The sequence below is a fragment of the uncultured Cellulomonas sp. genome, from assembly GCF_947494015.1.
In the GTDB taxonomy this organism is placed as follows: Bacteria; Actinomycetota; Actinomycetes; order Actinomycetales; family Cellulomonadaceae; genus Pengzhenrongella.
Window position 1 is genome coordinate 240998 of sequence record NZ_CANLTL010000001.1, and the last position, 22137, is coordinate 263134.

Annotated in this window: 20 protein-coding genes and 1 tRNA gene; 12 read left to right on the plus strand and 9 right to left on the minus strand. The window is 75.3% G+C overall.

Annotated elements, in window-relative coordinates:
• Positions 1-64 precede the first annotated feature (64 nt).
• Positions 65-1444 (minus strand): cytochrome P450, encoded by a 1380-nt coding sequence (locus tag Q0840_RS01065; RefSeq protein WP_298455038.1) that lies wholly within the window; start codon positions 1442-1444, stop codon positions 65-67.
• A 112-nt stretch (positions 1445-1556) separates the two neighbouring features.
• Positions 1557-2792 carry a glycoside hydrolase family 26 protein gene (locus Q0840_RS01070; RefSeq protein ID WP_298455040.1) on the minus strand — a complete coding sequence of 412 codons (1236 nt, stop codon included), beginning with the start codon at positions 2790-2792 and terminating at the stop codon, positions 1557-1559.
• A gap of 244 nt (positions 2793-3036) precedes the next feature.
• Between Q0840_RS01070 and gdhA the strand changes: the two genes are divergently transcribed.
• From gdhA to Q0840_RS01100, 6 genes are all read left to right on the plus strand, one after another.
• Complete coding sequence (gdhA, locus tag Q0840_RS01075) at positions 3037-4374, plus strand: NADP-specific glutamate dehydrogenase (RefSeq protein ID WP_298455042.1); 1338 nt, start codon at positions 3037-3039, stop codon at positions 4372-4374.
• A 92-nt stretch (positions 4375-4466) separates the two neighbouring features.
• Complete coding sequence (locus Q0840_RS01080) at positions 4467-5237, plus strand: DUF4129 domain-containing protein (protein WP_298455045.1); 771 nt, start codon at positions 4467-4469, stop codon at positions 5235-5237.
• Positions 5234-5749, plus strand: coding sequence for a hypothetical protein (locus Q0840_RS01085; protein WP_298455047.1), 516 nt, complete (start codon positions 5234-5236; stop codon positions 5747-5749). Before Q0840_RS01080 ends, Q0840_RS01085 begins: the two co-directional genes overlap by 4 nt.
• Positions 5746-6813, plus strand: a complete 1068-nt coding sequence (locus Q0840_RS01090; RefSeq protein WP_298455050.1) for a MoxR family ATPase — start codon at positions 5746-5748, stop codon at positions 6811-6813. Before Q0840_RS01085 ends, Q0840_RS01090 begins: the two co-directional genes overlap by 4 nt.
• A gap of 13 nt (positions 6814-6826) precedes the next feature.
• Positions 6827-8182, plus strand: coding sequence for a DUF58 domain-containing protein (locus Q0840_RS01095; protein WP_298455053.1), 1356 nt, complete (start codon positions 6827-6829; stop codon positions 8180-8182).
• Complete coding sequence (locus tag Q0840_RS01100; protein WP_298455059.1) at positions 8179-8922, plus strand: hypothetical protein; 744 nt, start codon at positions 8179-8181, stop codon at positions 8920-8922. Before Q0840_RS01095 ends, Q0840_RS01100 begins: the two co-directional genes overlap by 4 nt.
• 87 nt (positions 8923-9009) lie before the next feature.
• On the opposite strand, the gene Q0840_RS01105 is transcribed toward Q0840_RS01100, so the two are convergent.
• Positions 9010-9099 (minus strand) — tRNA-Ser (locus Q0840_RS01105).
• An 81-nt stretch (positions 9100-9180) separates the two neighbouring features.
• Positions 9181-11409 (minus strand): bifunctional diguanylate cyclase/phosphodiesterase, encoded by a 2229-nt coding sequence (locus tag Q0840_RS01110; protein ID WP_298455061.1) that lies wholly within the window; start codon positions 11407-11409, stop codon positions 9181-9183.
• A 113-nt stretch (positions 11410-11522) separates the two neighbouring features.
• Here Q0840_RS01110 and Q0840_RS01115 point away from each other — a divergent pair, with 113 nt between their 5' ends.
• Positions 11523-12374, plus strand: a complete 852-nt coding sequence (locus Q0840_RS01115; protein ID WP_298455064.1) for an NAD-dependent protein deacetylase — start codon at positions 11523-11525, stop codon at positions 12372-12374.
• A 45-nt stretch (positions 12375-12419) separates the two neighbouring features.
• Here the strand turns inward: Q0840_RS01115 and Q0840_RS01120 are convergent, their stop codons facing one another.
• Positions 12420-12881, minus strand: a complete 462-nt coding sequence (locus Q0840_RS01120; RefSeq protein WP_298455066.1) for a nucleoside deaminase — start codon at positions 12879-12881, stop codon at positions 12420-12422.
• A 3-nt stretch (positions 12882-12884) separates the two neighbouring features.
• On the minus strand, positions 12885-13655 hold the full coding sequence (locus Q0840_RS01125) for a GntR family transcriptional regulator (protein WP_298455067.1): 771 nt from the start codon (positions 13653-13655) through the stop codon (positions 12885-12887).
• Positions 13656-13744: 89 nt separating this feature from the next.
• Between Q0840_RS01125 and manD the strand changes: the two genes are divergently transcribed.
• The 4 genes from manD (at position 13745) to upp (ending at position 18317) form a co-directional block, all read left to right on the plus strand.
• Positions 13745-14953, plus strand: a complete 1209-nt coding sequence (manD, locus tag Q0840_RS01130) for a D-mannonate dehydratase ManD (RefSeq protein ID WP_298455068.1) — start codon at positions 13745-13747, stop codon at positions 14951-14953.
• 213 nt (positions 14954-15166) lie between these two features.
• Positions 15167-16558 (plus strand): MFS transporter, encoded by a 1392-nt coding sequence (locus Q0840_RS01135; protein WP_298455071.1) that lies wholly within the window; start codon positions 15167-15169, stop codon positions 16556-16558.
• Positions 16555-17577 carry an L-idonate 5-dehydrogenase gene (locus Q0840_RS01140; RefSeq protein WP_298455073.1) on the plus strand — a complete coding sequence of 341 codons (1023 nt, stop codon included), beginning with the start codon at positions 16555-16557 and terminating at the stop codon, positions 17575-17577. Before Q0840_RS01135 ends, Q0840_RS01140 begins: the two co-directional genes overlap by 4 nt.
• Before the next feature lie 104 nt (positions 17578-17681).
• Entirely contained in the window at positions 17682-18317 is a 636-nt protein-coding gene (upp, locus tag Q0840_RS01145; RefSeq protein ID WP_298455075.1) for a uracil phosphoribosyltransferase, read from the plus strand.
• 84 nt (positions 18318-18401) lie between these two features.
• On the opposite strand, the gene Q0840_RS01150 is transcribed toward upp, so the two are convergent.
• From Q0840_RS01150 to Q0840_RS01160, 3 genes are all read right to left on the minus strand, one after another.
• Positions 18402-19274 (minus strand): MetQ/NlpA family ABC transporter substrate-binding protein, encoded by an 873-nt coding sequence (locus Q0840_RS01150; protein ID WP_298455077.1) that lies wholly within the window; start codon positions 19272-19274, stop codon positions 18402-18404.
• A 122-nt stretch (positions 19275-19396) separates the two neighbouring features.
• A complete protein-coding gene (locus Q0840_RS01155) occupies positions 19397-20074 on the minus strand; it encodes a methionine ABC transporter permease (protein WP_298455079.1) in 678 nt (225 codons plus the stop codon).
• Positions 20071-21060 (minus strand): methionine ABC transporter ATP-binding protein, encoded by a 990-nt coding sequence (locus Q0840_RS01160; protein WP_298455081.1) that lies wholly within the window; start codon positions 21058-21060, stop codon positions 20071-20073. Before Q0840_RS01160 ends, Q0840_RS01155 begins: the two co-directional genes overlap by 4 nt.
• 315 nt (positions 21061-21375) lie before the next feature.
• On the opposite strand from Q0840_RS01160, the gene Q0840_RS01165 reads away from it, so the two are divergent.
• On the plus strand, positions 21376-22104 hold the full coding sequence (locus Q0840_RS01165) for an NAD(P)H-binding protein (RefSeq protein WP_298455082.1): 729 nt from the start codon (positions 21376-21378) through the stop codon (positions 22102-22104).
• Positions 22105-22137: the final 33 nt, after the last annotated feature.

Here is a 22137-nt window from a genome sequence, read left to right on the forward strand (position 1 = left end):
TCGCGCGCAGGTCGCGCGGCAGGTCGACGGTAGGCGCGGGATGACGCGCCCGCCCGTCGTGCGGTCAGGCGCCGGGTGACAGGCGGGGCAGCCGGAACATCAGCCCGAAGGGGCTCAGCGTCCCGGGCAGACGCTCCCCGTCGCCCGCTCGGCCCCGCACCCGCGCGGGATCGTCCAGCGTGACGTCACGGTCGGCGAGGAGCACCGCGAGCACGGTGCTGGCCACGTGCAGGACGAGGTTGCGCCCCGGGCACTCGGCCGGCCCGGCGCTGAACGGGATCAGGGGCCAGTCCTGGGTCGAGCGCGGCTCCAGCCAGAGGTCCGGCGTGAACCGGTCCGCGTACGGCAACGCGTCGTTGCGGTGGAAGAACGGGGCGTAGGTCAGCACCGACGTGCCGGACGGCATCGGGCCGCCCTCCCACCTGGTGGGCTCGGTGGTCTCGCGCAGCACGGCGGGCGTCGTCGGCCACAGGCGCAGCGACTCCTGGACGCAGGCGCGCAGGAACGGCAGGTCCTGCGGACGGCTCAGGTCCCGTCCGGCGATCTCGGCGCGGGCGCGCGCGAGCTCCTCGGGGTGCGTGGCCAGCAGCGCGAGCGCCCGGAAGGTCGCCCATGAGCCGGCGTCGAAGGCGAACAGCCACTGCGGTACCTGCTGCTCCGGTCGGGTGCGGCCGGTGGTCGGGGTGCCGGCCATCACGCCGGCCAGGCTGCCGGGCTCGGCCCGCTCGAGGTGACGCACGAGGCGGCGCTCGAACCGGCGGCGCAGACGCCTGCGCCGGGGGTGCAGGAAGGCCCAGTTCGCGGCGGCTCGCAGGCGGGTCAGGTCGTCGCTGAGGCGCTCGTCGTCGCGTGCGCCGTCACCCAGCACGACGCGGCGCACGGCGCGCCACCACGTCACGGTGAACGCGTCCCACGTCAGGGCGTCCGGACCGACCCGCACGAGCAGGTCGCAGACCTCCTCGTGGACCTTGGCGACCGGGTCGGCGCCGCGGTGCACCGCGTGGGGTGTGTCCAGCGCGCGCTCGTTGAACCGCCGCCGCTCCGTGCGCGCGCGGCCGCTGGAGATGAGCACCCCGTGCGGCTGGAAGTGGGCCAGCGCGGCCCGCTTCTCCTTCGTCGCGGGGCTGAACGGCACGGGGGACTGGGCGAGCACCCGCTGCACGTGCTGCGGCGCGAGGAGGACGACCATGGCGCGGCCGGGGATGCGCAACCTCAGCGGCCCGGGACCGTAGCGGTCGTGCAGGCGCTGGAGCAGGCCGACGGCGCGACGGTCCGCGTCGAGGCGCTGCGCGACCTCGAGCATGCCCGGACGCCGGATGATCACCCCGCGCGCCAGGATCGGGGCGACCACCGAGCCCATCACCCGCGCGGTGTCCAGGCGCGAGGCGAGCGGCAGGCGGGACGGCAGCGCGGAGCGGCGGGAGCCGACGGGGGTCGCGGTCATGGTGCTCCCGGAGGTTCGGCGGTGAGACGGCACCGGCCCAGGACCGGTCACGTCAGGCTAACCGCGGGGACCCGCACCGGCCTCGGCGCCCGGTCGGCGGGCCGGCGAGCGGTCAGGCGTCGTCGGCCACCCGGCACGGCGCCGGCGGCTCGGCGAACCGCGCCCACGCCGGCAGGTCGGCGACGAAGGCGTCCCGGGTCACCGGGTCACCCGCCACGCTCCAGCGGACCGTGGCACCGATCTCCGGCTCGTGCTTGTCCCACTCGAACCAGTTGACCATCCGCAGCTGCGGGAACTGCTCGGCCGTCTGCGGCGACAGGACCTGCCGCCACCACGCCTGCTTGATCGCCAGCTCGGCCGGCGCGGTCAGGTCGTCACCCGGCACCACGAGCGCCGCCGTCTCCGGCACGGCGACCGGCTTGCCGTGCTCGACGCCGTACACCGAGTAGAAGTCCGGCAGGGCGGTGTCGTCCCCGCCGTCGCCGACGTAGGTGCCGGTCAGCTGGGCGGCGAACTTGCCCGGCTCGGGCAGCTCGTTCTCACCCCACGGGTGCGCCGACCCCCAGTGGTACAGCGACATGCCGACCCAGTCCACGACGTCGTCGCCGGGGTAGTACGGCGCGTACGGGTCGTCGGCGAGGGTCAGCACCCCGTCGCCGTCGCTGTCCAGGGCGGCGTGGTCGGCCGATCCGGCGACGGCGGCCGACGGACCGCCCGTGAACGGGTACCCACCGCCGTAGTTCGGGGCCCACATCATCGCCGTCCCGGGGGCCCCGGCACGGACGGCCACGGCGAGCGCCCGGAACGTCGCGACGAAGGCGGCGGGCTGCTGTCCCCAGGTGTACCAGGACCCGTTCATCTCGTGCGCGAACCGCAGCACCACCGGCACACCCGTGCGGTTGATCGAGGACAGCAGGTCCACGACGTCGTCCACGACGTCGGGCGTGACGGCGGCCAGGCCGTCCGTCGGCTCCAGGGTGAGCAGCAGGACTCCCCCGTCGGCGCGCACCTGCTCACCGGCGGCCACCACGTCGGTGACGTCGGCGGGGCTGAGCGGCACGTCGCTGAAGTGCACCGCGACCGCGGGGCCGCGACCGATCGCCCCGGCGTACTCCGCGAGTGTCTGCCGGCCCCAGTCCAGGTTGACCCCGAGCAGGATGCCGTCGGGCGGCACGACGTCGGCGGCCCGCGGGACCGCGCACACCGGCGCCCGTGGCGGCGCCGGCGTCGCGGCCGCGAACGTCGAGCAGCCGGCGAGCGCGAGCACGCCCGCGAGCACGAGCGCCGCGGACGGAACGGCTCGCGCGGGGCTCCAGGCGTTCGGGGACGGCGGGTTCAGCGGCAGCACACCCGCCCCTATCGGCGACGGGGGCCCGTCCGCAAGTGGTCGCGGCGCGCGGCCTGCCCCGCCACCGGCGGCTACCGTCTGCCCCGCCATCGGCGGCTACCGTGACGACGCGCGTCGGCCGGCACGACGGCGACCGCCGGACGGGCACCGGGTCGCACACCGGCTCCCACGCCCGCGTCCACGCCCACGTCCGTCCGCCCACCCTCGCCCACGCCCTCGCCCACGCCCCCAGGAGGCCCACCCCATGGACACGTCGCTCACCCCCGTGCTCGAGGAGGTCCTGCGCCGCAACCCCGGCGAGCAGGAGTTCCACCAGGCGGTGCGGGAGGTGTTCGACAGCCTCGGCCCCGTGCTGGCCAAGCACCCGCAGTACGCGGACGCCGGCGTGCTGGAGCGGATCTGCGAGCCCGAGCGGCAGATCATCTTCCGGGTGCCGTGGGTCGACGACGCCGGCCGGGTGCAGATCAACCGCGGCTTCCGGGTCGAGTACAACTCGGCCCTCGGCCCCTACAAGGGCGGGCTGCGCTTCCACCCGTCGGTGTACCTGGGGATCGTGAAGTTCCTCGGCTTCGAGCAGATCTTCAAGAACGCGCTGACCGGCATGCCGATCGGCGGCGGCAAGGGCGGCTCCGACTTCGACCCGCGGGGCCGCTCCGACGCCGAGGTCATGCGCTTCTGCCAGTCCTTCATGACCGAGCTGTACCGGCACATCGGGGAGCACACCGACGTGCCCGCCGGGGACATCGGCGTCGGCGGACGCGAGATCGGCTACCTGTTCGGCCAGTACAAGCGCATCACCAACCGGTACGAGTCCGGCGTGCTCACCGGCAAGGCCGTGACCTGGGGCGGGTCCCTCGTGCGCACCGAGGCCACCGGCTACGGCACCGTGCTGTTCACCGAGCAGATGCTGGCCACCCGCGGCATGTCGTTGGACGGGCTGCGCGTGTCGGTGTCCGGCGCGGGGAACGTCGCGACCTACGCCATCGCCAAGGCGCAGCACCTCGGTGCCCGTGCGGTCACCTTCTCCGACTCCTCCGGCTACGTGGTGGACGACGCCGGGGTCGACCTGGAGCTGCTGCGGGACGTCAAGGAGGTGCAGCGCGGTCGGGCCGCGGACTACGTCGCCCGCCGGCCCTCCGCGCGCCTGGTCACCGACGGATCGGTCTGGGACGTGCCGGTCGACGTCGCGCTGCCGTGCGCGACCCAGAACGAGCTCACCGAGGCCGACGCCCGCACGCTGCTGCGCAACGGCGTCGTCGCCGTCGCCGAGGGCGCCAACATGCCGGCGACCCCGGACGCCGCGGCGACCCTGCACCGCGGCGGGGTGCTCTTCGGTCCGGGCAAGGCGGCCAACGCCGGCGGCGTGGCGACGTCGGCGCTGGAGATGCAGCAGAACGCCTCGCGTGACCTCTGGAGCTTCGAGCACACCGAGGACCGGCTCGCCGAGATCATGGTCGGCATCCACGACCGCTGCGCGCAGACGGCCGAGGAGTACGGGATGCCGGGCAACTACGTCGTCGGCGCGAACATCGCCGGCTTCCTGCGGGTCGCCGACGCGATGCTCGCGCTCGGCGTCGTCTGATCGCGGGCACCGGCACGGGCGTGCCGAACCGCCCGTGCTGGTGACGCCGGCGCTGCCGCGGCGGTGTCGGTGGCCTGGCGTAGCGTGCACCCATGCTCCGCCGCCGCAGCCTCCCCGACGGCGTCGGGCGGCTCGCCGACGGGGGCCGGTGGCCGAGCGCGGTGGTGCTGGCTGCGGCGTGCGTGCTCACGGCGGCCGTGGTGGGCCCCTGGCAGCCGCAGGGGATCGGTGCCGGGGACGCCCGAGTGGCGGCGCCGCTGCCGTCCGTGCCGGCCCCGACCGCCGTCCCCACCCCTCGGCCGGTGGGCGAGCTCCCCGTCCGCGAGCCGGTGGACCTGGCATGGGTCGGGCCGGCGCTCGCCATGGCGGTGGCCGTCGTGCTGGCTGCGCTGGTCGCGCGGTGGCTGCTGGCCCGGTGGCGTGCCCTGCGGCCGCCGGAGCCGGCCCAGGCACCCACCGACCCGGGCCCTGCGGTGGCCGTGGCGGCGGACGAGCCCCTGCCGGACGCGCGCGTGCTCGAGGAGGGCGCGCGGGCGGCTCAGCGGGGCCTGCGGGCCGCGGCGGGACCCGCGGAGGGTGTCATCGCCGCGTGGGTCGCACTCGAGGAGGCGGCCGGTCGGTCCGGGATGGCGCGGCTGCCGTCGGCCACCCCCACGGAGTTCACCGTCCAGGTCCTGGACCGGACCGCCGCCGACGGCGTCGCGGCCCGCACGCTGCTCACGCTCTACCTGCGGGCCCGCTTCGACGACGTCCCGCTGTCCGCCGCCGACGCCGACGACGCCGAGCGGGCCGCCGGTGCGCTGGTCAGCACCCTCGCCGCGTCCCCGGGGGCCCCGCCCACCCGCTGGGGCGGCTCGGGATGACGGCCCGGCACGCGCTCGTCGCCGTCACGGTGGGCGCGGCGGTCGCGCTCGGGGTCTGGACGGTCGGGCTGCGGCCCGTCGACGCCGTCGTCGTGGGCGTGGTCACCGCGGTGCTCACGACCGTCGGGCGCACGCTCGATGACGAGACGGAGCACCGGTGGCGACCACCCCCGCCGGACGAGCCCGACGGCGCCCGCTCGGCGGTCTCCACGCTGATGTGGGGCTTCGCGGGCCGCGACGGCAAGGTGTCGGAGAGCGCCCTGCGGCACCTGCGCCGACAGGCCGGTCGACGCCTGGCGGCCACCGGCATCGCCCTCGACGACGGCCGGGGATACCTGCTCGCGCGCACCGGGACCCACCCGGGCGACGACGCCCGGGCGCGCGCCCTGCTGGGTGACCGCGCCTGGGCCGTGCTCACCGGCCGCGGTGACCTGCCGACGCTGCGCGACGTCGCGCACTGCATCGACGCCGTCGAACGACTGGACCCCGACCACCCCGAGAGGCGCCGATGACCAGCCAGCCCGCCCACCCGTCGAGCGACCGGGAGCCGCACGGGTCCACCGCACCGACGGCTCCGACCGCACCGACGCCGGCCGGCCGGCCGGCGGCCGCACTGCCGCCGGCCGAGGTCGCCCGGCTCGCCGAGGCGATCCTGGCCGAGGTGGGGACCGCCGTCGTCGGCATGCAGGCGGCGCTGCGGACCGCGCTGGCCGCCGTGCTCGCGGGTGGGCACGTGCTCTTCGAGGACGTGCCCGGGCTCGGCAAGACGCTCGCCGCCCGCAGCCTCGCCACCGCGCTCGGCCTCGACTTCCGCCGGGTGCAGTGCACCCCCGACCTGCTGCCGTCGGACATCACCGGGTCCTCGGTGTGGGACCCGGGCGAGGCACGGTTCCGGTTCGCGCCCGGTCCGGTGTTCACCGGGCTGCTGCTGGCCGACGAGATCAACCGCACCGCCCCCAAGACCCAGTCCGCGCTGCTGGAGGCCATGGCCGAGCGTCAGGTGACCGCCGACGGCACCACCTACCCGCTGCCCGCGCCGTTCCACGTCGTCGCCACCTCCAATTCGGTGGAGTACGAGGGCACGTACCCGCTGCCCGAGGCGCAGCTCGACCGGTTCCTGGTCCGGCTCGCCGTCGGCCATCCGGACCGCGACGCCGAGACCGACGTGCTGCTGCGCCGGGTGGCGCGCCGCGAGGAGGCGGCGCCGGTGCGGCGCGTGGTCGACGCCGCCACCGTGCTGGGCATGCAGGCCGGCGTGGAGGCGGTCCAGGTCGACCCGGACGTCGCCCGCTACTGCGTGGACCTCGCGGCCGCCACCCGCGCCCACCGGGCCGTGGACGTCGGGGCGTCGCCGCGCGGCTCGCAGTCGCTGCTGCTCGTCTCCCGCGCGCTCGCCGTGCTCTCCGGCCGGCGCTTCGCGACCCCCGAGGACGTCAAGGAGGTCGCGGTGCCGGCCCTCGCCCACCGCCTCACCCTGACCCCCGCGGCGTGGGCGGCCGGCGTCGCGGCCGAGGACGTCGTGCGCCAGGTGCTGGCCGAGGTCGCCGGCCCGGCGACCGTCCCGGCGGCCGGGTGACCCGGTGACCGGCGTGACGGACCAGCCGACGCCGGACCCGCGCACCGGGTCGCGCACCACGTCCCCCGGCGGCGGGTGGGGCGCCTCCGGCGGACCGGCGTGGACCGGCCGGGCGGGCGTGGTCCTGCTCGTGGTCGCTGCGCTCGTCGGCCGCCCGGACCTGGCGCTGGTCGGCGCGCTCGCCGTCCTGGTGGTGGTCGGTGGCCGACGCGGCGGCCCGGCAGACGTCACCGCACGGGTCGACCAGGTCGTGGAGCCCGACGGGCCGCCCGGGTCCCTGCGCGCCGACCTGCACCTCGGGGTCCCGTCCGGGGCCGACGCGGTCCGGGTCCGGGTGGACCGGCCGGGGTACCGGGCGGGCGAGGCGCTCGTGGCCGTGGCCGGGAGCCGGACGCTGGAGGTCAGGGTGGCGTCCGTCCGGACCGGTCGCCAGCGGTTGTTCCGGGCGCAGCTGCAGGCCGTGGCCGGCGCCGGTCAGCACACCGGACCGGTCCGCGAGGCCCCGGCCGGCGAGGCCGTCGTCCTGCCGCGCGGACGGGGGCTGGCCGAGCTGCCGCTGCCACCGCGGCTGCGCGGCTCGACCGGCCAGCACCGCTCGCGGCGCCCGGGCGACGGCGGCGACCTGCGTGACGTGCACCCGCTCGGCCCCGGGGACCCACCCCGGCGGGTCGACTGGCGGGTGACCGCCCGCCGGGCCCCCGCCCTGGAGCAGCTGTACGTGCGCCGGACCCTCGCGCTCGCGGAGGCGACGGTGACGCTGGTCGTCGACTCCCGCGACGACCTCGGCCCCGACCCGGCCACCTGGGGCGGCACCCAGCCGGCGCGGCCCGACGACTCGACGTCGGCGGACCTCGCCCGCCAGGCGGCCGCCTCGGTCGCCGAAGGTCACCTGTCGCTCGGTGACCGGGTCGGCATGGAGGACCTGGGCGTGCGGCGCCGCACGCTGCGGGTCGGCACCGGGCGGCGACAGCTGGACCGGCTGGTCCAGCAGCTCGCGCTGATCCGGCCGCAGGGACGCCCGCCGGACCGCGTGCGCGCGCCGCAGGTCACCGCCGGCAGCCTCGTGTACCTGTTCTCGACCTTCTTCGACGACGAACCCGTGCACCTGGCGCGGACGTGGCAGAGAACCGGTCACCGCGTCGTGGCCGTCGACGTGCTGCCGCAGCCCCGCCGGACCACCGACCCTCGGGTCGAGCTGGCCCTGCGCATGGTCCTGATCGACCGCACGGACCGGCTGGCTGCGGTGCGCGCCGCGGGCATCGACGTCGTCCGGTGGGCCGACGGCGCAGCCGCCACCCACCTGCTCGAGGTCGCCCGCCGGTCGCGCCGCGCACCCGCGCACGCCGGTCCCCGGCGGGGCCGGGGATGAGCGGGGCGGACGCGCGCGGAGCGCGGCTGCGGGTGCGGCCGTCGGTGCTCGGCGGCCTCACGGGACGCGGAGTCGGGGTCGGCGCCCGCGGTGCGGGGCTCCGGGCGGCGCGCGGCGCCGTCGTCCGCCGGACCCGCACCGCGCCCGTCAGGCTGGGCCTGGGTCCGGCGCTGCCCGCTGCGGTACTCCGCCTGCTCCCCGGCGCGCTGGTCCTCGCCCTCGGTGCCCTGCTCGGTACCGGCGACGCGGTGCGGGTCCTCGCGGCGGCCGCTGCGGTGCTGGTCGTGGCACGCCCGGCATGGCCGATCGCCGGTCCGCTCGTGCTGCTCGCCGGACTGGCGGTCCTCACCGGGCCGGACCGGGTCACGACCGGCGGGGGTGCGGCCGACGCGCTGGGCGTCCCGGGCCCGGTCCGGCTCGCGGCCGTGCTGCTCCTGCTCGACGTGACCCTGCGCGCGCTGTCGCTGGCCGCGCACGCCGCGTGGGGCGGCCGGGTCGAGTGGGCGGTGCTGGGGCGGGCGGGCCGGGTGGCGCTGTCCACCCAGCTCGTGGTGCAGCCCGTCCTGCTGCTCGTGCTCGCCGTCCGCGCCATGTCCGACGGCGCCGGGCCCGGCTGGCTGCGGGTGCTCGCCCTGGCGACCGCGGGGCTCCTGCTCGGTCTGGCGCTGCCCCGCGCCCGTGCCGGGCGGGAGACCACCGCGCGGTGGCCACGCGGTCGTCGGACGCGCGGAGACGCGTAGGCGGCGCAGCGAGCGCGACCGCGACAGCACGACGGCCCGGACCTGTCAGGTCCGAGCCGTCGGCCATGTCCGCAGTCATCGTCGCGGTGGCGGTAGCGGTGGGATTTGAACCCACGGTGGACTTTCACCCACACACGCTTTCGAGGCGTGCTCCTTAGGCCGCTCGGACACGCTACCTCGGCGCAGACGATACCCGGTCCGCCGGTGCACGCCGAATCGGGGCCTGCGCCGAGGGGCCGGGGGGTCGGCCCCGGCCGCTCAGCGCACGGTCGCGTGCGCCGGCGGCCACACCTGGTCGGGTGGGCTGGGGTAGCCGTGCAGATACCCCTGGGTGTAATCGCAGCCGGCGTCGGTGAAGAAGTCGAGCTGCTCGGGCGTCTCGATGCCCTCGGCGACCGTGCGCACCCCCAGGTCCGTGGCCAGCCGCAGGATCGAGCGGACGATCGTGCGGGTCGCGGGCTCGTGCAGCGTGGACGTGAAGTCCCGGTCGAGCTTCAACGTGTCGACCGGCAGCCGCCGCAACCAGGTCAGCGCGGTGTTGCCCGCCCCGAAGTCGTCCAGTGCGATCCGGAACCCGTGCTCGCGCATCCGGGTCAGCTGCTCCGCGAGCCGGCACACGTCGGCGCCCAGCACGTCCTCGGCCACCTCGAACTGGATCCGGTGCGGCGCGACGCCGTACCGCTCGACCCGCTCGGCGAGCTCGTCGGCGAGCGCGGGCCGGCTCAGCTGGATCGGCGCGAGGTTGATGAAGACCTCCGGCACCCCTCCGGGCTCCTCCCAGCGGGCGGCTTGAGCGAGGGCCAGGTCGACCGCCCGGGTGCACAGCGCCGGGACCAGCCCGACGCCGACCGCGCCGGGCAGGAAGTCGGCCGCGGCGAGCAGCCCGCGGGTCGGGTGCCGCCAGCGCACCAGCGCCTCGGCCGCCACGTGTCGACGGTCGGAGGTCCGCACGATGGGCTGCCAGTGGACGACCAGCTCGTCCGCGTCGAGCGCCCGGTGCAGGTCGCTCTGCAGGTGGACGCGGCGCAGGACCCGCTCGCGCAGCTCGGGGTCGAACATGTGCACCCGGTTGCGACCCCGGCGCTTGGCCTCGTACAGGGCGGCGTCCGCGTCCGCCAGCAGGGACTCCGCAGCGGGGCTCGGCCGCTCGTCGACGTCGTCGTCGCGCTCGGCCCCGAGCGGCGCGCCGAGGTCGACGCCGTCGGCCGGGCCGGCGTCCGCGGGGCGACCCTCGCTGGTGACCGCCCCGAGGGACACCGTGACGTGCGCGGCCAGCGAGCCGATGTCGTAGCGGGTCCCGGCCGCCCCGGCGATCCGCTCGGCGACCGTGACCGCGTCGTCGGACGTGGCCAGGTCCTGCGCCAGCACGACGAACTCGTCACCCCCCAGCCGGGCGATCGACTCCCCGGGGTGCAGCACGGACGCCATGCGACGCGACATCTCCACGAGCAGCCGGTCCCCCGCGGAGTGCCCGAGGCTGTCGTTGAGCATCTTGAAGTCGTCGACGTCGAGCAGCAGCAGGGCCAGCTGCCGTCCGGACCGGCGGCCGGCCTCCAGCGCCCGGTCGAGGGCCCGGGTGAACCAGCGGCGGTTCGGCAGCCCGGTGAGCGCGTCGGACAGCGCCAGCGCCCGCAGCCGGCGCTGCGCCTCGAACTGCTCGGTGACGTCGAGCGCGTTGATGATGACGCCGCCCACGACCGGGTCGTCGAGCCGGTTCGTGGCCACGTACGCGACCCGCCGCACCTGACCGGCCCCGTTGCGCACCTCGGCCTCCGCGCGCGCGGTGCCCCCGGCCGGCGCCCGCAGGACCCGGTCGAACAGGTCGTCGCCGACGGTGACGCCCGCCCGGTCGCTGAAGAAGTTGCCGAACCGCGTGCCCAGCAGCGTCTGCGGGTCCACGCCGAGGACGGCGGCGAGGGAGGGGCTCGCGTAGGTGATCAGCCGGTCCGCCGTGGTCACCACGATCGTGTCGCTGGCGTGCTCGAGGAGCCGTTCGAAGCGGGTGTTGGCGGCGAGCAGCTCGCGCTGCGCGGCCCGGGCCTGCGTCACGTCACGGGTGAGCACGACGACGTGGCCCGCCACGGGGATGCGCAGCACGTCGGCCACGCCCGACGCCGCCTCCGGCGTCGTCGCCACCCCCACCGGGCTGCCGTCCGTGTCGGTCCGGAGCAGGAAGTCCTCGTGGCTGAGGGCACCGGTCACCAGCACCTGCTGGTTGAGCCCCACCAGCCGGTCGGCGAACGCGCGCGGCATGAGCTCGCGCAGGGTCCGACCCAGGCTCGGACGCCCCGCGAGCTGGGCCGTCAGCCCGGTGTCGGCGATCACCACGAAGTCCACCGGGGTGCCGTCGTCGCCGTTCACCGGCCGCAGCACGGTCAGCGAGTCCGTGCCCACCGTGGCGAACGACTGCAGGATGGTCGCCAGCAGGTCGACGTCACCGTCGCCCGGTGACACGGCGGCGAGGTGCGTCCCCGTGCGCTCGCCCATCCCACCTGCCCGTCGTCCACCGCCTGCCCGTCGGGCCTGGTCATGATGAGCATGCCGTACGCGGACGCCACCCGGCATCTGCACCGTCGCGGGCGCCTGCCTACACTCGAGCGGTGACTGAGCCGGTGACCCTGCTCGACGCCCTCGACCGGGCCGTCGAGGTCCTGGCCGGGCACCGGCTGGCGGTGCTGACCGGCGCGGGCGTCTCGACCGACTCCGGCATCCCGGACTACCGCGGCCCCGGGTCCCCACCGCGCAACCCCATGACGTACGGCCAGTTCGTCGGTGACCCCGCGTTCCGCCGGCACTACTGGGCGCGCAACCACGTCGGGTGGACGCACGTGCGCCGGGCGCAGCCGAACGCCGGGCACCGGGCGCTGGCGGCGATGGAGGCCCGGGGCGTGGTCGGCGGCCTGATCACACAGAACGTGGACGGGCTGCACGGCGACGCCGGGTCGCGCCGCGTCATCGACCTGCACGGCCGCTTCGATCGCGTGGTCTGCCTGCAGTGCGGGGCGGACACCCCCCGCGCCGAGCTCGCGCACCGCCTCGAGGCGCTCAACCCCGGCTTCGCGGAGTCGGTCGGCTCGGTCGCGGACGTCGAGATCGCCCCCGACGCCGACGCCGTCATCGAGTCCACCGCGGACTTCGTCGTCGCCCCGTGCGAGCGCTGCGGCGGGATGCTCAAACCGGACATCGTCTACTTCGGCGAGAACGTGCCCAAGGACCGGGTGGCGCGGGCCTACGCCATGGTGGACGACGCCGGCGCGCTGCTCGTCGCCGGTTCGTCGTTGACCGTGATGTCCGGCCTGCGGTTCGTCCGGCACGCCGCCAAGGCGGGCAGGCCGGTCGTCATCATCAACCGCGGCCAGACCCGCGGCGACCCCCTCGCGACGGTCCGGGTGGACGCCGGGACGTCACCGACGCTGGTCACCCTCGCCCAGACGCTCCCGACACCCGCCTGAGCCGCGCCCGTCGTCGTCGACCGGGGCGCACCGGGTCGGACCGGCTCAGCGGTGCCCGGCGAAGAACCCGCGCAGCACCTCGCCGCACTCGGCCTCCCGCACACCGCCGACGACCTGGACCCGGTGGTTGAGCCGACGGTCCCGCACCACGTCCCACTGCGAGCCGCACGCACCCGCCTTGGGATCCCAGGCGCCGAGCACGAGCCGCGGCACCCGCGCCAGGACGGTCGCGCCCGCGCACATCAGGCACGGCTCGAGGGTCACCACGAGCGTGCAGTCGTCGAGCCGCCAGCGCCCCAGCGTGACCGAGGCCGCACGCAGCGCGAGCACCTCGGCGTGCGCGGTGGGGTCGGCGCTCGCCTCCCGGCGGTTGCGTCCCCGGCCGACCACGTCGCCGCCCGGCCCGACGACGACCGCGCCCACCGGCACGTCACCGGTCGCCAGCGCCGCGCGGGCCTCGTCGAGGGCGTCGGTCATCCAGCGGGCGTCATCGGGGGTGCCGGGCACGCGTCAGTCCCAGACCGCGACGCTGCGCCGGGTGGGGACGGATCCGGCGTTGGACGCGAACAGCTCCGGTGAGCGCCGGCGGACCCGCTCGATGTCGGCGAACACCGCACGCAGGTGGGTTCGCATCAACGTGCGGGCCGCCGCCCGGTCGCCCCGCAGCAGGGCGTCCAGGACGGCTTCGTGCTGGTCGCGGAACACCGACATCGAGGCGTTCTCGGTCAGTCCGAGGCGCCGCGCCCGGTCGAGGTGGCCCTTGGCTGCGACGACGGTCGGCCACGTCCGCTCGTGCCCGGCCAGCCGGAGCAGCCCGTGGTGGAACTCCTCGTCGAGCGGGAAGAACGCGTCCGCGTCCTGGTCCACCGCCTCCTGGGCAGCGAGGTTGGCCCGCAGCTCGGCGACCAGGTCCGGGGCCGGGTCGGCCGGCACGTCGTCGAGCGAGGCGAGCTCGACGGCTTCGCGCAGGAACTGCGCGTCCGCGACGCGGTCGGGGTCCACGCGCGAGACGAACGAGCCGACCTTCGGGAAGACCTGCACCAGACCCTCCTGCGACAGCAGGATCAGGCTCTCGCGCACCGGCGTGCGGGAGATCCCGAGCTCGGCGGCGAGCTCGTTCTCCGACAGCGCTGCCCCGGGTGGCAGCTGCAGGGTCACCACGCGCCGTCGCAGCTCGTCGTAGACGGCTCGGCGGCTGGTCCGGGCGGGCAGGGTCGGCACGGAGACCACTGTAGTGAACAGGCCCCGGCCGCCGAGCTGGTTGACGTAGCGAACACACATGCGCTTACATACAAGCGCCGTACTGCAGCCGCCGATCGCGCGGCACCCATGCCCGCCGCGCCGATGCGGCCGCACAGGAACTGGACGCCATGACCACGATCGAACGGGCCGAGGTGCTCGTCGCGGGCCCCGGCCGCAACTTCGTCACGCTGCGCCTGACCACCTCCGACGGCGTGACCGGCCTCGGGGACGCCACCCTGAACGGCCGCGAGCTCGCCGTCGCGAGCTACCTGCGGGACCACGTGGTGCCGCTTCTCATCGGCAAGGACCCGGCCCGCATCGAGGACATGTGGCAGTACCTGTACCGCGGCGCGTACTGGCGCCGCGGGCCGGTGACGATGACCGCCATCGCGGCGGTCGACACCGCACTGTGGGACGTCAAGGGCAAGGTCGCCGGCCTGCCGGTCTTCCAGCTGCTCGGCGGCCGGTCCCGCGAGGGCGTGCTGGTCTACTGCCATGCGAGCGGCACCGACACCGCCTCCCTCGTCGACGACGTCGCCCGGTTCCGCGACCTGGGGTACCAGGCGGTCCGCGCGCAGGCCGCCGTGCCCGAGGTCGGCGGCACCTACGGCGTGCGCAAGGGCCTCATCTACGAGCCCGCCGCGACGTCGCTGCCGGACGAGCAGCCGTGGTCGACCGAGGCCTACCTGCGGTTCGCGCCCACCTACCTCGAGGCGGTCCGCGACCGGCTGGGCTTCGACTTCCACCTCCTGCACGACGTCCACCACCGGCTGACGCCCATCGAGGCCGCCCGCTTCGGCAAGCGCGTGGAGGACGTCCAGCTGTTCTGGATGGAGGACCCCACCCCGGCCGAGAACCAGGAGTCGTTCCGTCTGATCCGCAGCCACACGACCACGCCGATCGCGGTGGGCGAGGTGCTGAACAGCATCTGGGACGTCCAGCACCTCATCACCGAGCAGCTCATCGACTACGTCCGCACCACGGTGGTGCACGCCGGCGGCATCACGCACCTGCGTCGCATCTTCGACCTGGCGGCCCTGTACGGCGTACGGACCGGCTCCCACGGCGCCACGGACCTGTCGCCGGTGACGCAGTCCGCGGCGGTCCACCTGGACCTGGTGGTGCCGAACTTCGGCATCCAGGAGTACATGGAGCACGCCCCGGAGACGATGGAGGTGTTCCGCAGCGGCGTGCGCTTCGAGAACGGGATGCTGCACCCGAGTGAGGAGCCCGGCCTCGGCGTCGAGTACGACGACGCGGCCGCGGAGCGCTTCCCCTACGACCCCCGGTACCTGCCCGTGGCCCGTCGGCTCGACGGTTCCCTGCACGACTGGTGACGGCACGCCGGCCCACCCGGCCGGCACGCCACCGCACCCGCCCATACCGACGGCCCGGCCCCGCACCCGTCTACCCGACGGCCCGGCCCGGGCACGTCCACACCGGCCCGACCGGACACCGGGGCGCACCCGACCCCGACGTCGACCCTCACCGCCCTCGCGGGTGAGGCCACCCAGCATCGGCCGCGCCCGCGCGGCGCAAAGGAGCACACGATGACCCAGGAGAGCACGGCGGTCCCGCCGCCGCACGTGGCGGAGCGCACCACAGGCGACCTGAAGAGGGCTGCCGTCTCCGGCTGGCTCGGCACGGCCATGGAGTTCATGGACTTCCAGCTGTACTCGCTGGCCGCTGCCATCGTCTTCAACGAGATCTTCTTCCCCGAGGTCGACCCTGCGGTCGGGCTGATCGCCGCCATGGGGACCTACGGCGTCGGCTACGTCGCCCGCCTCGTCGGGGCGATCTACTTCGGCCGGATGGGCGATCGGATCGGTCGCAAGAGGGTCCTGTTCATCACCATCGCGCTGATGGGCGCGTCGACGACCCTCATCGGCGTCCTGCCGACCTACGCGCAGATCGGCCTCGCCGCCCCCGCCCTGCTGGTCGCGCTCCGCCTCGTCCAGGGCTTCGGCGCCGGTGCCGAGATCGCCGGGGCCACCACGATGCTCGCCGAGTACGCCCCGGCGCCCCGCCGCGGGATCATCGCGTCGCTGGTCAGCCTGGGCACGAACACCGGCACACTCGCGGCCACCGGTCTGTGGGCGCTGCTGCTCGCCGTCTTGACCGAGGAGCAGCTGCTCTCCTGGGGCTGGCGCCTGCCGTTCCTGTTCAGCTTCGTGCTGATGATCTTCGCGATCTGGGTGCGTCGGCACCTCAAGGAGAGCCCGGTCTTCGAGAACCGCGCCGACGTGACCGCGGACGGCGTCGCGCTGAGCCGCGCCGAGCTCGAGCAGGCCGCGGCGGACGCGCACGAGACGAGCGTGCTGGAGGCCGCCCTCAAGCAGCGCAAGGGCAAGGCGTTCTTCATCGCCCTCGGCCTGCGCTTCGGCCAGGCCGGCAACTCGGGCCTCATCCAGACGTTCCTGGTCGGGTACCTCGCCACGACGCTCCTGCTGGACCGCAGCGTCGCCACGAGCGCGATCCTGTACAGCTCCGTCGTCGGGTTCGCCACCGTGCCGATCGTCGGCGCCCTCGGCGACCGGTTCGGCCGTCGTCCCGTCTACATGGCGCTCACCGCCGTGTCCGCGGTCCTCGCCTTCCCGCTGATCAACCTGATCCAGCAGGGCAGCACGGTCGCGCTGACGGTGTCGATGATCCTGCTGCACAACCTCGCCGTCCTGGGCCTGTTCTCCCTCGAGAGCGTCACGATGGCCGAGCTCTTCGGGGCCCGCACCCGGTTCACCCAGCTCGCGCTCGCCAAGGAGATCGGTGGCATCCTCGCCACCGCCATCGGCCCCGTCGTCGCCGCGGCCCTGACCGCCGCGACCGGGTCGTGGTGGCCCATCGCCGCGATGCTCGTCGTGTACTCGCTGATCACGCTGGTCTCGGCGTACGTGTCCCCCGAGGTCCGGGGCCGCGACCTCGTGCGTCTGGAGGACGCGGCATGAGAGCGGTCGTCGTCCACGGGGCCGGCGACGTGCGGGTCGACGAGGTCCCCGACCCGACGCCCGCCCCCGGCGAGGTCGTCGTGGCGATGGAGTGGGGCGGCATCTGCGGCTCCGACCTCGCCTACTGGCGGCACGGTCGATCCGGCACGGCCGAGCTGCGCAGCCCCATGGTGCTCGGGCACGAGGCGGCCGGCCGGGTCGTCGAGCTCGGCGACAGCGTCGCCGACCTGCAGGTCGGCGACCCGGTCACCTTCCAGCCGGCCCTGCTGGTGGGCGACGGCACCATGCCGGACCGGCTCGCGGGCCGCACGAACCTGTACCCGCACGTGCGGTACTTCGGCTCGGCCGCGTTCTCCCCGCACACCGACGGCGCCTTCAGCGGGCGCCGGGCGGTGGCGGCGCACCAGGTCCGCCGGCTGCCGGACGGCGTCAGCACGCAGCGCGGCGCGCTCGCCGAGCCGCTCGCGGTGGCGATGCACGCCGTCGGGCGCGCCGGGGACCTGACCGGGCGGACGGTGCTCGTGAACGGTGCGGGTCCGATCGGGGCGCTCGTGGTGGCCGCGGCCAAGTTCGCCGGGGCCGGGACCGTCATCGCGGCCGACGTCGCCGCCACGTCGCTCGAGATCGCCGAGGCGATGGGGGCGGACAGCACCGTGGATGTGTCCAGCCAGCCGCTGCCGGACGACGTCGAGCTCGTCGTCGAGGCCTCCGGCGCGCCGGCGGCGCTCGGCGCGGTGCTGCGAGCCACGGCGAAGGGCGGGACGGTGATCCAGGTGGGCAACCTGCCCGGCACCGCCGTGTCGGCCGTGCTCGGCGACCTCGTCACGCGCGAGCTCACGTGGATCGGCTCCTACAGGTTCGCCGGCGAGATCGACGACGCGATCGCGGCGATCGCCGCGGGCCTCGTGGTCGATCCACTGATGACCCACGTGTTCGACATCGGCGAGGCCGAGGAGGCGCTGCGCGTCGCAGCCGACCGCAGCACGGGCAGCAGCAAGGTCATGCTGCGCCTGGGCTGACCCCCGCCGGACCACGTGCGGTCCCACCGCCCGATCCAGCGGCGCCGTCCGGCACGACGACGGCGCCGCTCGGTCGCCGGCAGGGTGGACGGTAGGTTGGCGACATGCGCCTGCACGTCGCGGACCACCCGCTCGTCGCCCACAAGCTCACCGTCCTGCGGAACCGCGACACCGCCTCGCCCACGTTCCGACTGCTCGTCGACGAGCTGGTCACCCTGCTCGCCTACGAGGCGACGCGCGAGGTCCGCACCGAGCCGCATCCCATCGTCACCCCGGTCACCGAGACCGTCGGCACGAAGATCGCCGCCCCGAGGCCGCTCGTCGTGCCGATCCTGCGCGCGGGGCTCGGCATGCTGGACGGCATGACGCGGCTGCTGCCGACGGCCGAGGTCGGGTTCCTCGGGATGCAGCGCGACGAGACGACGCTGGAGGCCATCACCTACGCCAACCGCCTGCCGGAGGACCTGTCCGGGCGCCAGTGCTTCCTGCTGGACCCGATGCTCGCGACCGGCGGCACGCTGGTGGCGGCCATCGACTACCTGTTCGCCCGCGGCGCCCGGGACGTCACCGCCGTGTGCCTGCTGGCCGCGCCCGAGGGCCTGAAGGTGCTCGAGAAGGCGGTCGGGGACCGGGTGGACGTCAAGGTCGTCGTCGCCGCCGTCGACGAGCGGCTCGACGAGAAGGCGTACATCGTCCCGGGGCTCGGCGACGCGGGCGACCGCCTCTACGGCATCGTCTGACCGGGCACCGCCCGTCCCCGGGGCGGGCCCGCCGCCGGCGCCCTCGCGGGCACGACGACGGGCCCGACGACCGGCGCCGACCCGTCAGAAGGCGGGCAGGACCTCACCGGCCGGCCACCGGTCCTCGATGAACGCCTTGACCTCCGGGGAGTGCAGCAGGTCGTCCAGCGCCACGATCGACGGGTCCTCGGCGTCCTCGGAGCGCACCGCGAGGAAGTTCGCGTACGGGTTGGCCTCGCCGGACTCCAGCAGCAGCGAGTCCGTGGCCGGGTTGAGCCCCGCCTCGAGCGCGTAGTTGCCGTTGATGACCGCGGCGTCCACGTCCTCCAGCGCCCGCACGAGCTGCTCGGGGGCGGTCTCGATGAACTCCAGGCCGTGGGGGTTCTCGGCGATGTCGAGCAGCGTCGCCAGCTCGTCGCCGGTGTCCTCGAGGGTGAGCAGGTCGTTCGCGACCAGCAGGTCCAGGGCGCGGGCCTGGTTGCCCGGGTCGTTGGTGATGCCGATGGTGGCGCCGTCGGGCAGGTCGTCGATCGACGTCAGGTCGGCGGAGTACAGCGCGTACGGCTCGATGTGCACGCCGTCGAAGTGCGCGAAGTCGTAGCCCTGGTCGGCGACCTGCGCCTCGAAGTAGGGCAGGTGCTGGAAGTAGTTGGCGTCGAGGTCGCCCTCGGCCAGGGCGGTGTTCGGCAGCACGTAGTCGTCGAACGTCTCGATCTCCAGGTCGAGCCCGGCGTCGGCGGCCAGCTCGGCGTCCACGAACTCCAGGATCTCGGCGTGCGGGGTCGGGCTCGCGCCGACCGTGAGGGTGGTGACGCCGTCGACCGTGGTGCCGGCGGCCTCGGTGGCGCCGTCCGCGCCGGCGTCCGAGCCGCCGCACGCGCCGAGGGTGAGCGCTGCGGCGGCGACGACGGCGGCGTGCGCCAGGCGCGGGGTCCGCGCGTGGGTCCGGTTGGTCATGGGTACGTCCTTCCGTACGGCCCCCACGTCCGGGGGCGTGCATGGTGTGGTGCCCGGGTGCGGGCCGGTGGTCGGTGGTGCATCGGCAGTGGCGGTCGGCGGGGGCGGGTGGCGGTGGTGGGTCAGCGGTGGTCGAGCCGGCGGGTGAGGGCGTCGCCGACGATCTGCACCGCCTGCACGACGACGAGGATCAGCACGACGCAGGCGATCATCACCGGGGTGTTGAACCGCTGGTAGCCGTAGGAGATGGCCAGCGCGCCGAGCCCACCGCCGCCGATCACGCCGGCCATCGCGGAGAAGGACACCAGCGCGATCACGGTGACGGTCGCGGCGGCGACGATCGCCGGCAGCGCCTCGCGCACCAGCACGGAGCCCAGGATCTTGCGCCGGGTGGACCCCATCACGCGGGCCGCCTCGACCTTGCCGGGGCTCACCTCGCGCAACGCCGACTCGACCAGCCGGGCGAAGAACGGCACCGCTCCGAGCGTCAGCGGCACCACGGCGGCCTGCCAGCCGAGGGTGGTGCCCACGACCCACCGGGTGAACGGCAGCACCGCGATCATGAGGATGACGAACGGCAGCGAGCGGCCGATGTTGACCACGAACCCGGTGACCGCGCTGACGGCGCGCTGGGGTGTCAGCCCGCCGGCGGAGGTGGTGTGCAGCAGCACGCCGAGGGGCAGTCCGAGCACCAGGGTCAGCAGCGAGGCGACGCCGACCATCTGCAGGGTCTCCAGGGTCGCCTGCGGCACCTTCTCGCGGATCACGGGGTCGGCCAGCACGTCGTCCCACCAGGTCATCGGGTCACCTCCGCGTGCACGCCGGCGGCGCGCAGCCGGGTCAGTGCGGCGTCGACGTCACCGGCCGGGACGTCCAGCTGGAGCCTGCCGACCCGGCGACCGGCGAGGGTCTCGATCGTGCCGGCGGCGATCTCCACGCCGTCACCCAGGGCGGCGACCGCGCCCAGCACGTCCTGCGTGGCGACGTCGTCGGTGGTGTAGGCGACCTCGACCAGGGACCGGGCGTCGTCCAGCGGCAGCTCCGGGACGGGGATGAGCTCGCGCGCCAGCCGGGAGCCGTACACCGCGACGACGTCCCCGACCGGGCCGGTCTCCACGACCCGCCCGTGCTCGAGCAGCGACACGGAGTCGCAGATCTCGCGGACCACCGCCATCTCGTGCGTGATGATCAGCACCGTGATGCCGAGCCGGTCCCGCAGGTCGCGGATGAGGCCGAGGATCTGCCGGGTGGTGGCCGAGTCCAGCGCCGAGGTCGGCTCGTCGCACAGCAGCACGGCGGGCTCCGTGGCGAGCGCCCGGGCGATGCCGACCCGCTGCTTCTGCCCGCCGGACAGCTGCGCGGGGTAGGCGTCGCCGCGACCGGCCAGCCCGACGAGCTCGAGCAGCTCGGCGACGCGCGCGGCGCGCCGCTCCCGCGGCATCCCGGCGACCTCGAGCGGGTAGGCCACGTTGGCCGCGATCGTGCGCGAGTCGAGCAGGTTGACGTGCTGGAACACCATCCCGATGCGGCGGCGGGCGCTGCGCAACCGCGCCTCGGACAGGTCGGAGAGCACCTCGCCGTCGACCGTCACCGTGCCGGACGTCGGCCGCTCGAGCACCGTCAGGCACCGGATGAGCGTCGACTTGCCGGCGCCGGACCGTCCGACGATGCCGTGGATGGCGCCGCGTGCCACGGCGAGGTCGATGCCGTCGAGCGCGACGACGTCGCCGCCACGGGCCGGGTACACCTTGCGCAGCGCGGCGAGCTCGATGTGAGCGGGGGGCATGGGACTCCTCGGGACGGCCGCCCGCGCACGGCCCGACGGGGGACGCGGCAGACGGGCGGCAGCGGTGCCGGGTGGGGTGGGCGGCACGGGGCCGCAGGGGCCGCGTCAGCGGCCGGGGCGCGCTCAGCTGCGACAGCTGGAGCGCTCGGTCATGCAGCCCATCCGCCGCGCACGGGGCGCGAGCGGCGACGGGGACGTGCACGGACCGGACATGTGCTCCATTGCATCACACGGGCGGTGGTGCGCCGGACGCCCGTCCACGCCGGCGACGACTCCCCCGCGCGGTCGCCGCGGCGCCCGCCTAACGTGGCCGTCATGATCATCGCCATCGCCGGCGGGCACGGCCAGATCGCCCTGCGCCTCGCCCGCATCCTCACCGACCGTGGGCACGACGTGATCTCCGTCGTGCGCAACCCCGACCACGTCGACGACGTCCGGGCGACGGGCGCGAGGCCCGCCGTCTGCGACCTGGAGTCCGCGACCGCTGCGGAGCTCGCCGGCCACCTGACCGGCGCCGACGCCGTCGTCTTCGCCGCGGGCGCGGGGCCGGCCAGCGGCGCGGCCCGCAAGGACAGCGTCGACCGGGCCGGCGCGGCGCTGCTCGCCGACGCCGCCGAGAGCGTCGGGGCGCGCCGGTACGTGCTGGTGTCCTCGATGGGCGCGGGGGCGGAGCCGCCCGCGGGGACCGACGAGACGTTCGCCGCCTACCTGCGCGCCAAGACCGCCGCCGAGGAGGACCTGCGCCGGCGCGACCTGGACTGGACCGTCCTGCGTCCCGGCGGGCTCACCGACGACGCCGGGGCGGACCGGGTCCGGCTGCAGCCGGACGTCCCCCGCGGCCAGGTGCCCCGCGACGACGTCGCACTCGTGCTCGCGCACCTGCTCGAGGAACCCCGCACCGCCGGGCAGGTGCTCGAGCTGGTGGCCGGGGACTGGCCGGCCGAGGCGGCCGTCGCCGACCTCGTGCGCGACCACGGCACCGGTGACGCGGACGACCTGGGCACGGCGCCGGCGACGGGGCCGAGCGACCCGGTCAGCCCGTAGCGCAGCCCCGGCAGGACGGCGCCGCGGCCGAGC

What these genes read in the sequence shown, in the direction of transcription:
- Q0840_RS01065 (WP_298455038.1), bottom strand. Translation starts at nt 1,444, where the DNA reads ATGACCGCGACCCCCGTCGGCTCCCGCCGCTCCGCGCTGCCGTCCCGC.
- gdhA (WP_298455042.1), top strand. Translation starts at nt 3,037, where the DNA reads ATGGACACGTCGCTCACCCCCGTGCTCGAGGAGGTCCTGCGCCGCAAC.
- Q0840_RS01080 (WP_298455045.1), top strand. Translation starts at nt 4,467, where the DNA reads ATGCTCCGCCGCCGCAGCCTCCCCGACGGCGTCGGGCGGCTCGCCGAC.
- Q0840_RS01085 (WP_298455047.1), top strand. Translation starts at nt 5,234, where the DNA reads ATGACGGCCCGGCACGCGCTCGTCGCCGTCACGGTGGGCGCGGCGGTC.
- Q0840_RS01090 (WP_298455050.1), top strand. Translation starts at nt 5,746, where the DNA reads ATGACCAGCCAGCCCGCCCACCCGTCGAGCGACCGGGAGCCGCACGGG.
- Q0840_RS01100 (WP_298455059.1), top strand. Translation starts at nt 8,179, where the DNA reads ATGAGCGGGGCGGACGCGCGCGGAGCGCGGCTGCGGGTGCGGCCGTCG.
- Q0840_RS01110 (WP_298455061.1), bottom strand. Translation starts at nt 11,409, where the DNA reads ATGGGCGAGCGCACGGGGACGCACCTCGCCGCCGTGTCACCGGGCGAC.
- Q0840_RS01125 (WP_298455067.1), bottom strand. Translation starts at nt 13,655, where the DNA reads ATGTGTGTTCGCTACGTCAACCAGCTCGGCGGCCGGGGCCTGTTCACT.
- manD (WP_298455068.1), top strand. Translation starts at nt 13,745, where the DNA reads ATGACCACGATCGAACGGGCCGAGGTGCTCGTCGCGGGCCCCGGCCGC.
- Q0840_RS01135 (WP_298455071.1), top strand. Translation starts at nt 15,167, where the DNA reads ATGACCCAGGAGAGCACGGCGGTCCCGCCGCCGCACGTGGCGGAGCGC.
- Q0840_RS01140 (WP_298455073.1), top strand. Translation starts at nt 16,555, where the DNA reads ATGAGAGCGGTCGTCGTCCACGGGGCCGGCGACGTGCGGGTCGACGAG.
- upp (WP_298455075.1), top strand. Translation starts at nt 17,682, where the DNA reads ATGCGCCTGCACGTCGCGGACCACCCGCTCGTCGCCCACAAGCTCACC.
- Q0840_RS01150 (WP_298455077.1), bottom strand. Translation starts at nt 19,274, where the DNA reads ATGACCAACCGGACCCACGCGCGGACCCCGCGCCTGGCGCACGCCGCC.
- Q0840_RS01155 (WP_298455079.1), bottom strand. Translation starts at nt 20,074, where the DNA reads ATGACCTGGTGGGACGACGTGCTGGCCGACCCCGTGATCCGCGAGAAG.
- Q0840_RS01160 (WP_298455081.1), bottom strand. Translation starts at nt 21,060, where the DNA reads ATGCCCCCCGCTCACATCGAGCTCGCCGCGCTGCGCAAGGTGTACCCG.
- Q0840_RS01165 (WP_298455082.1), top strand. Translation starts at nt 21,376, where the DNA reads ATGATCATCGCCATCGCCGGCGGGCACGGCCAGATCGCCCTGCGCCTC.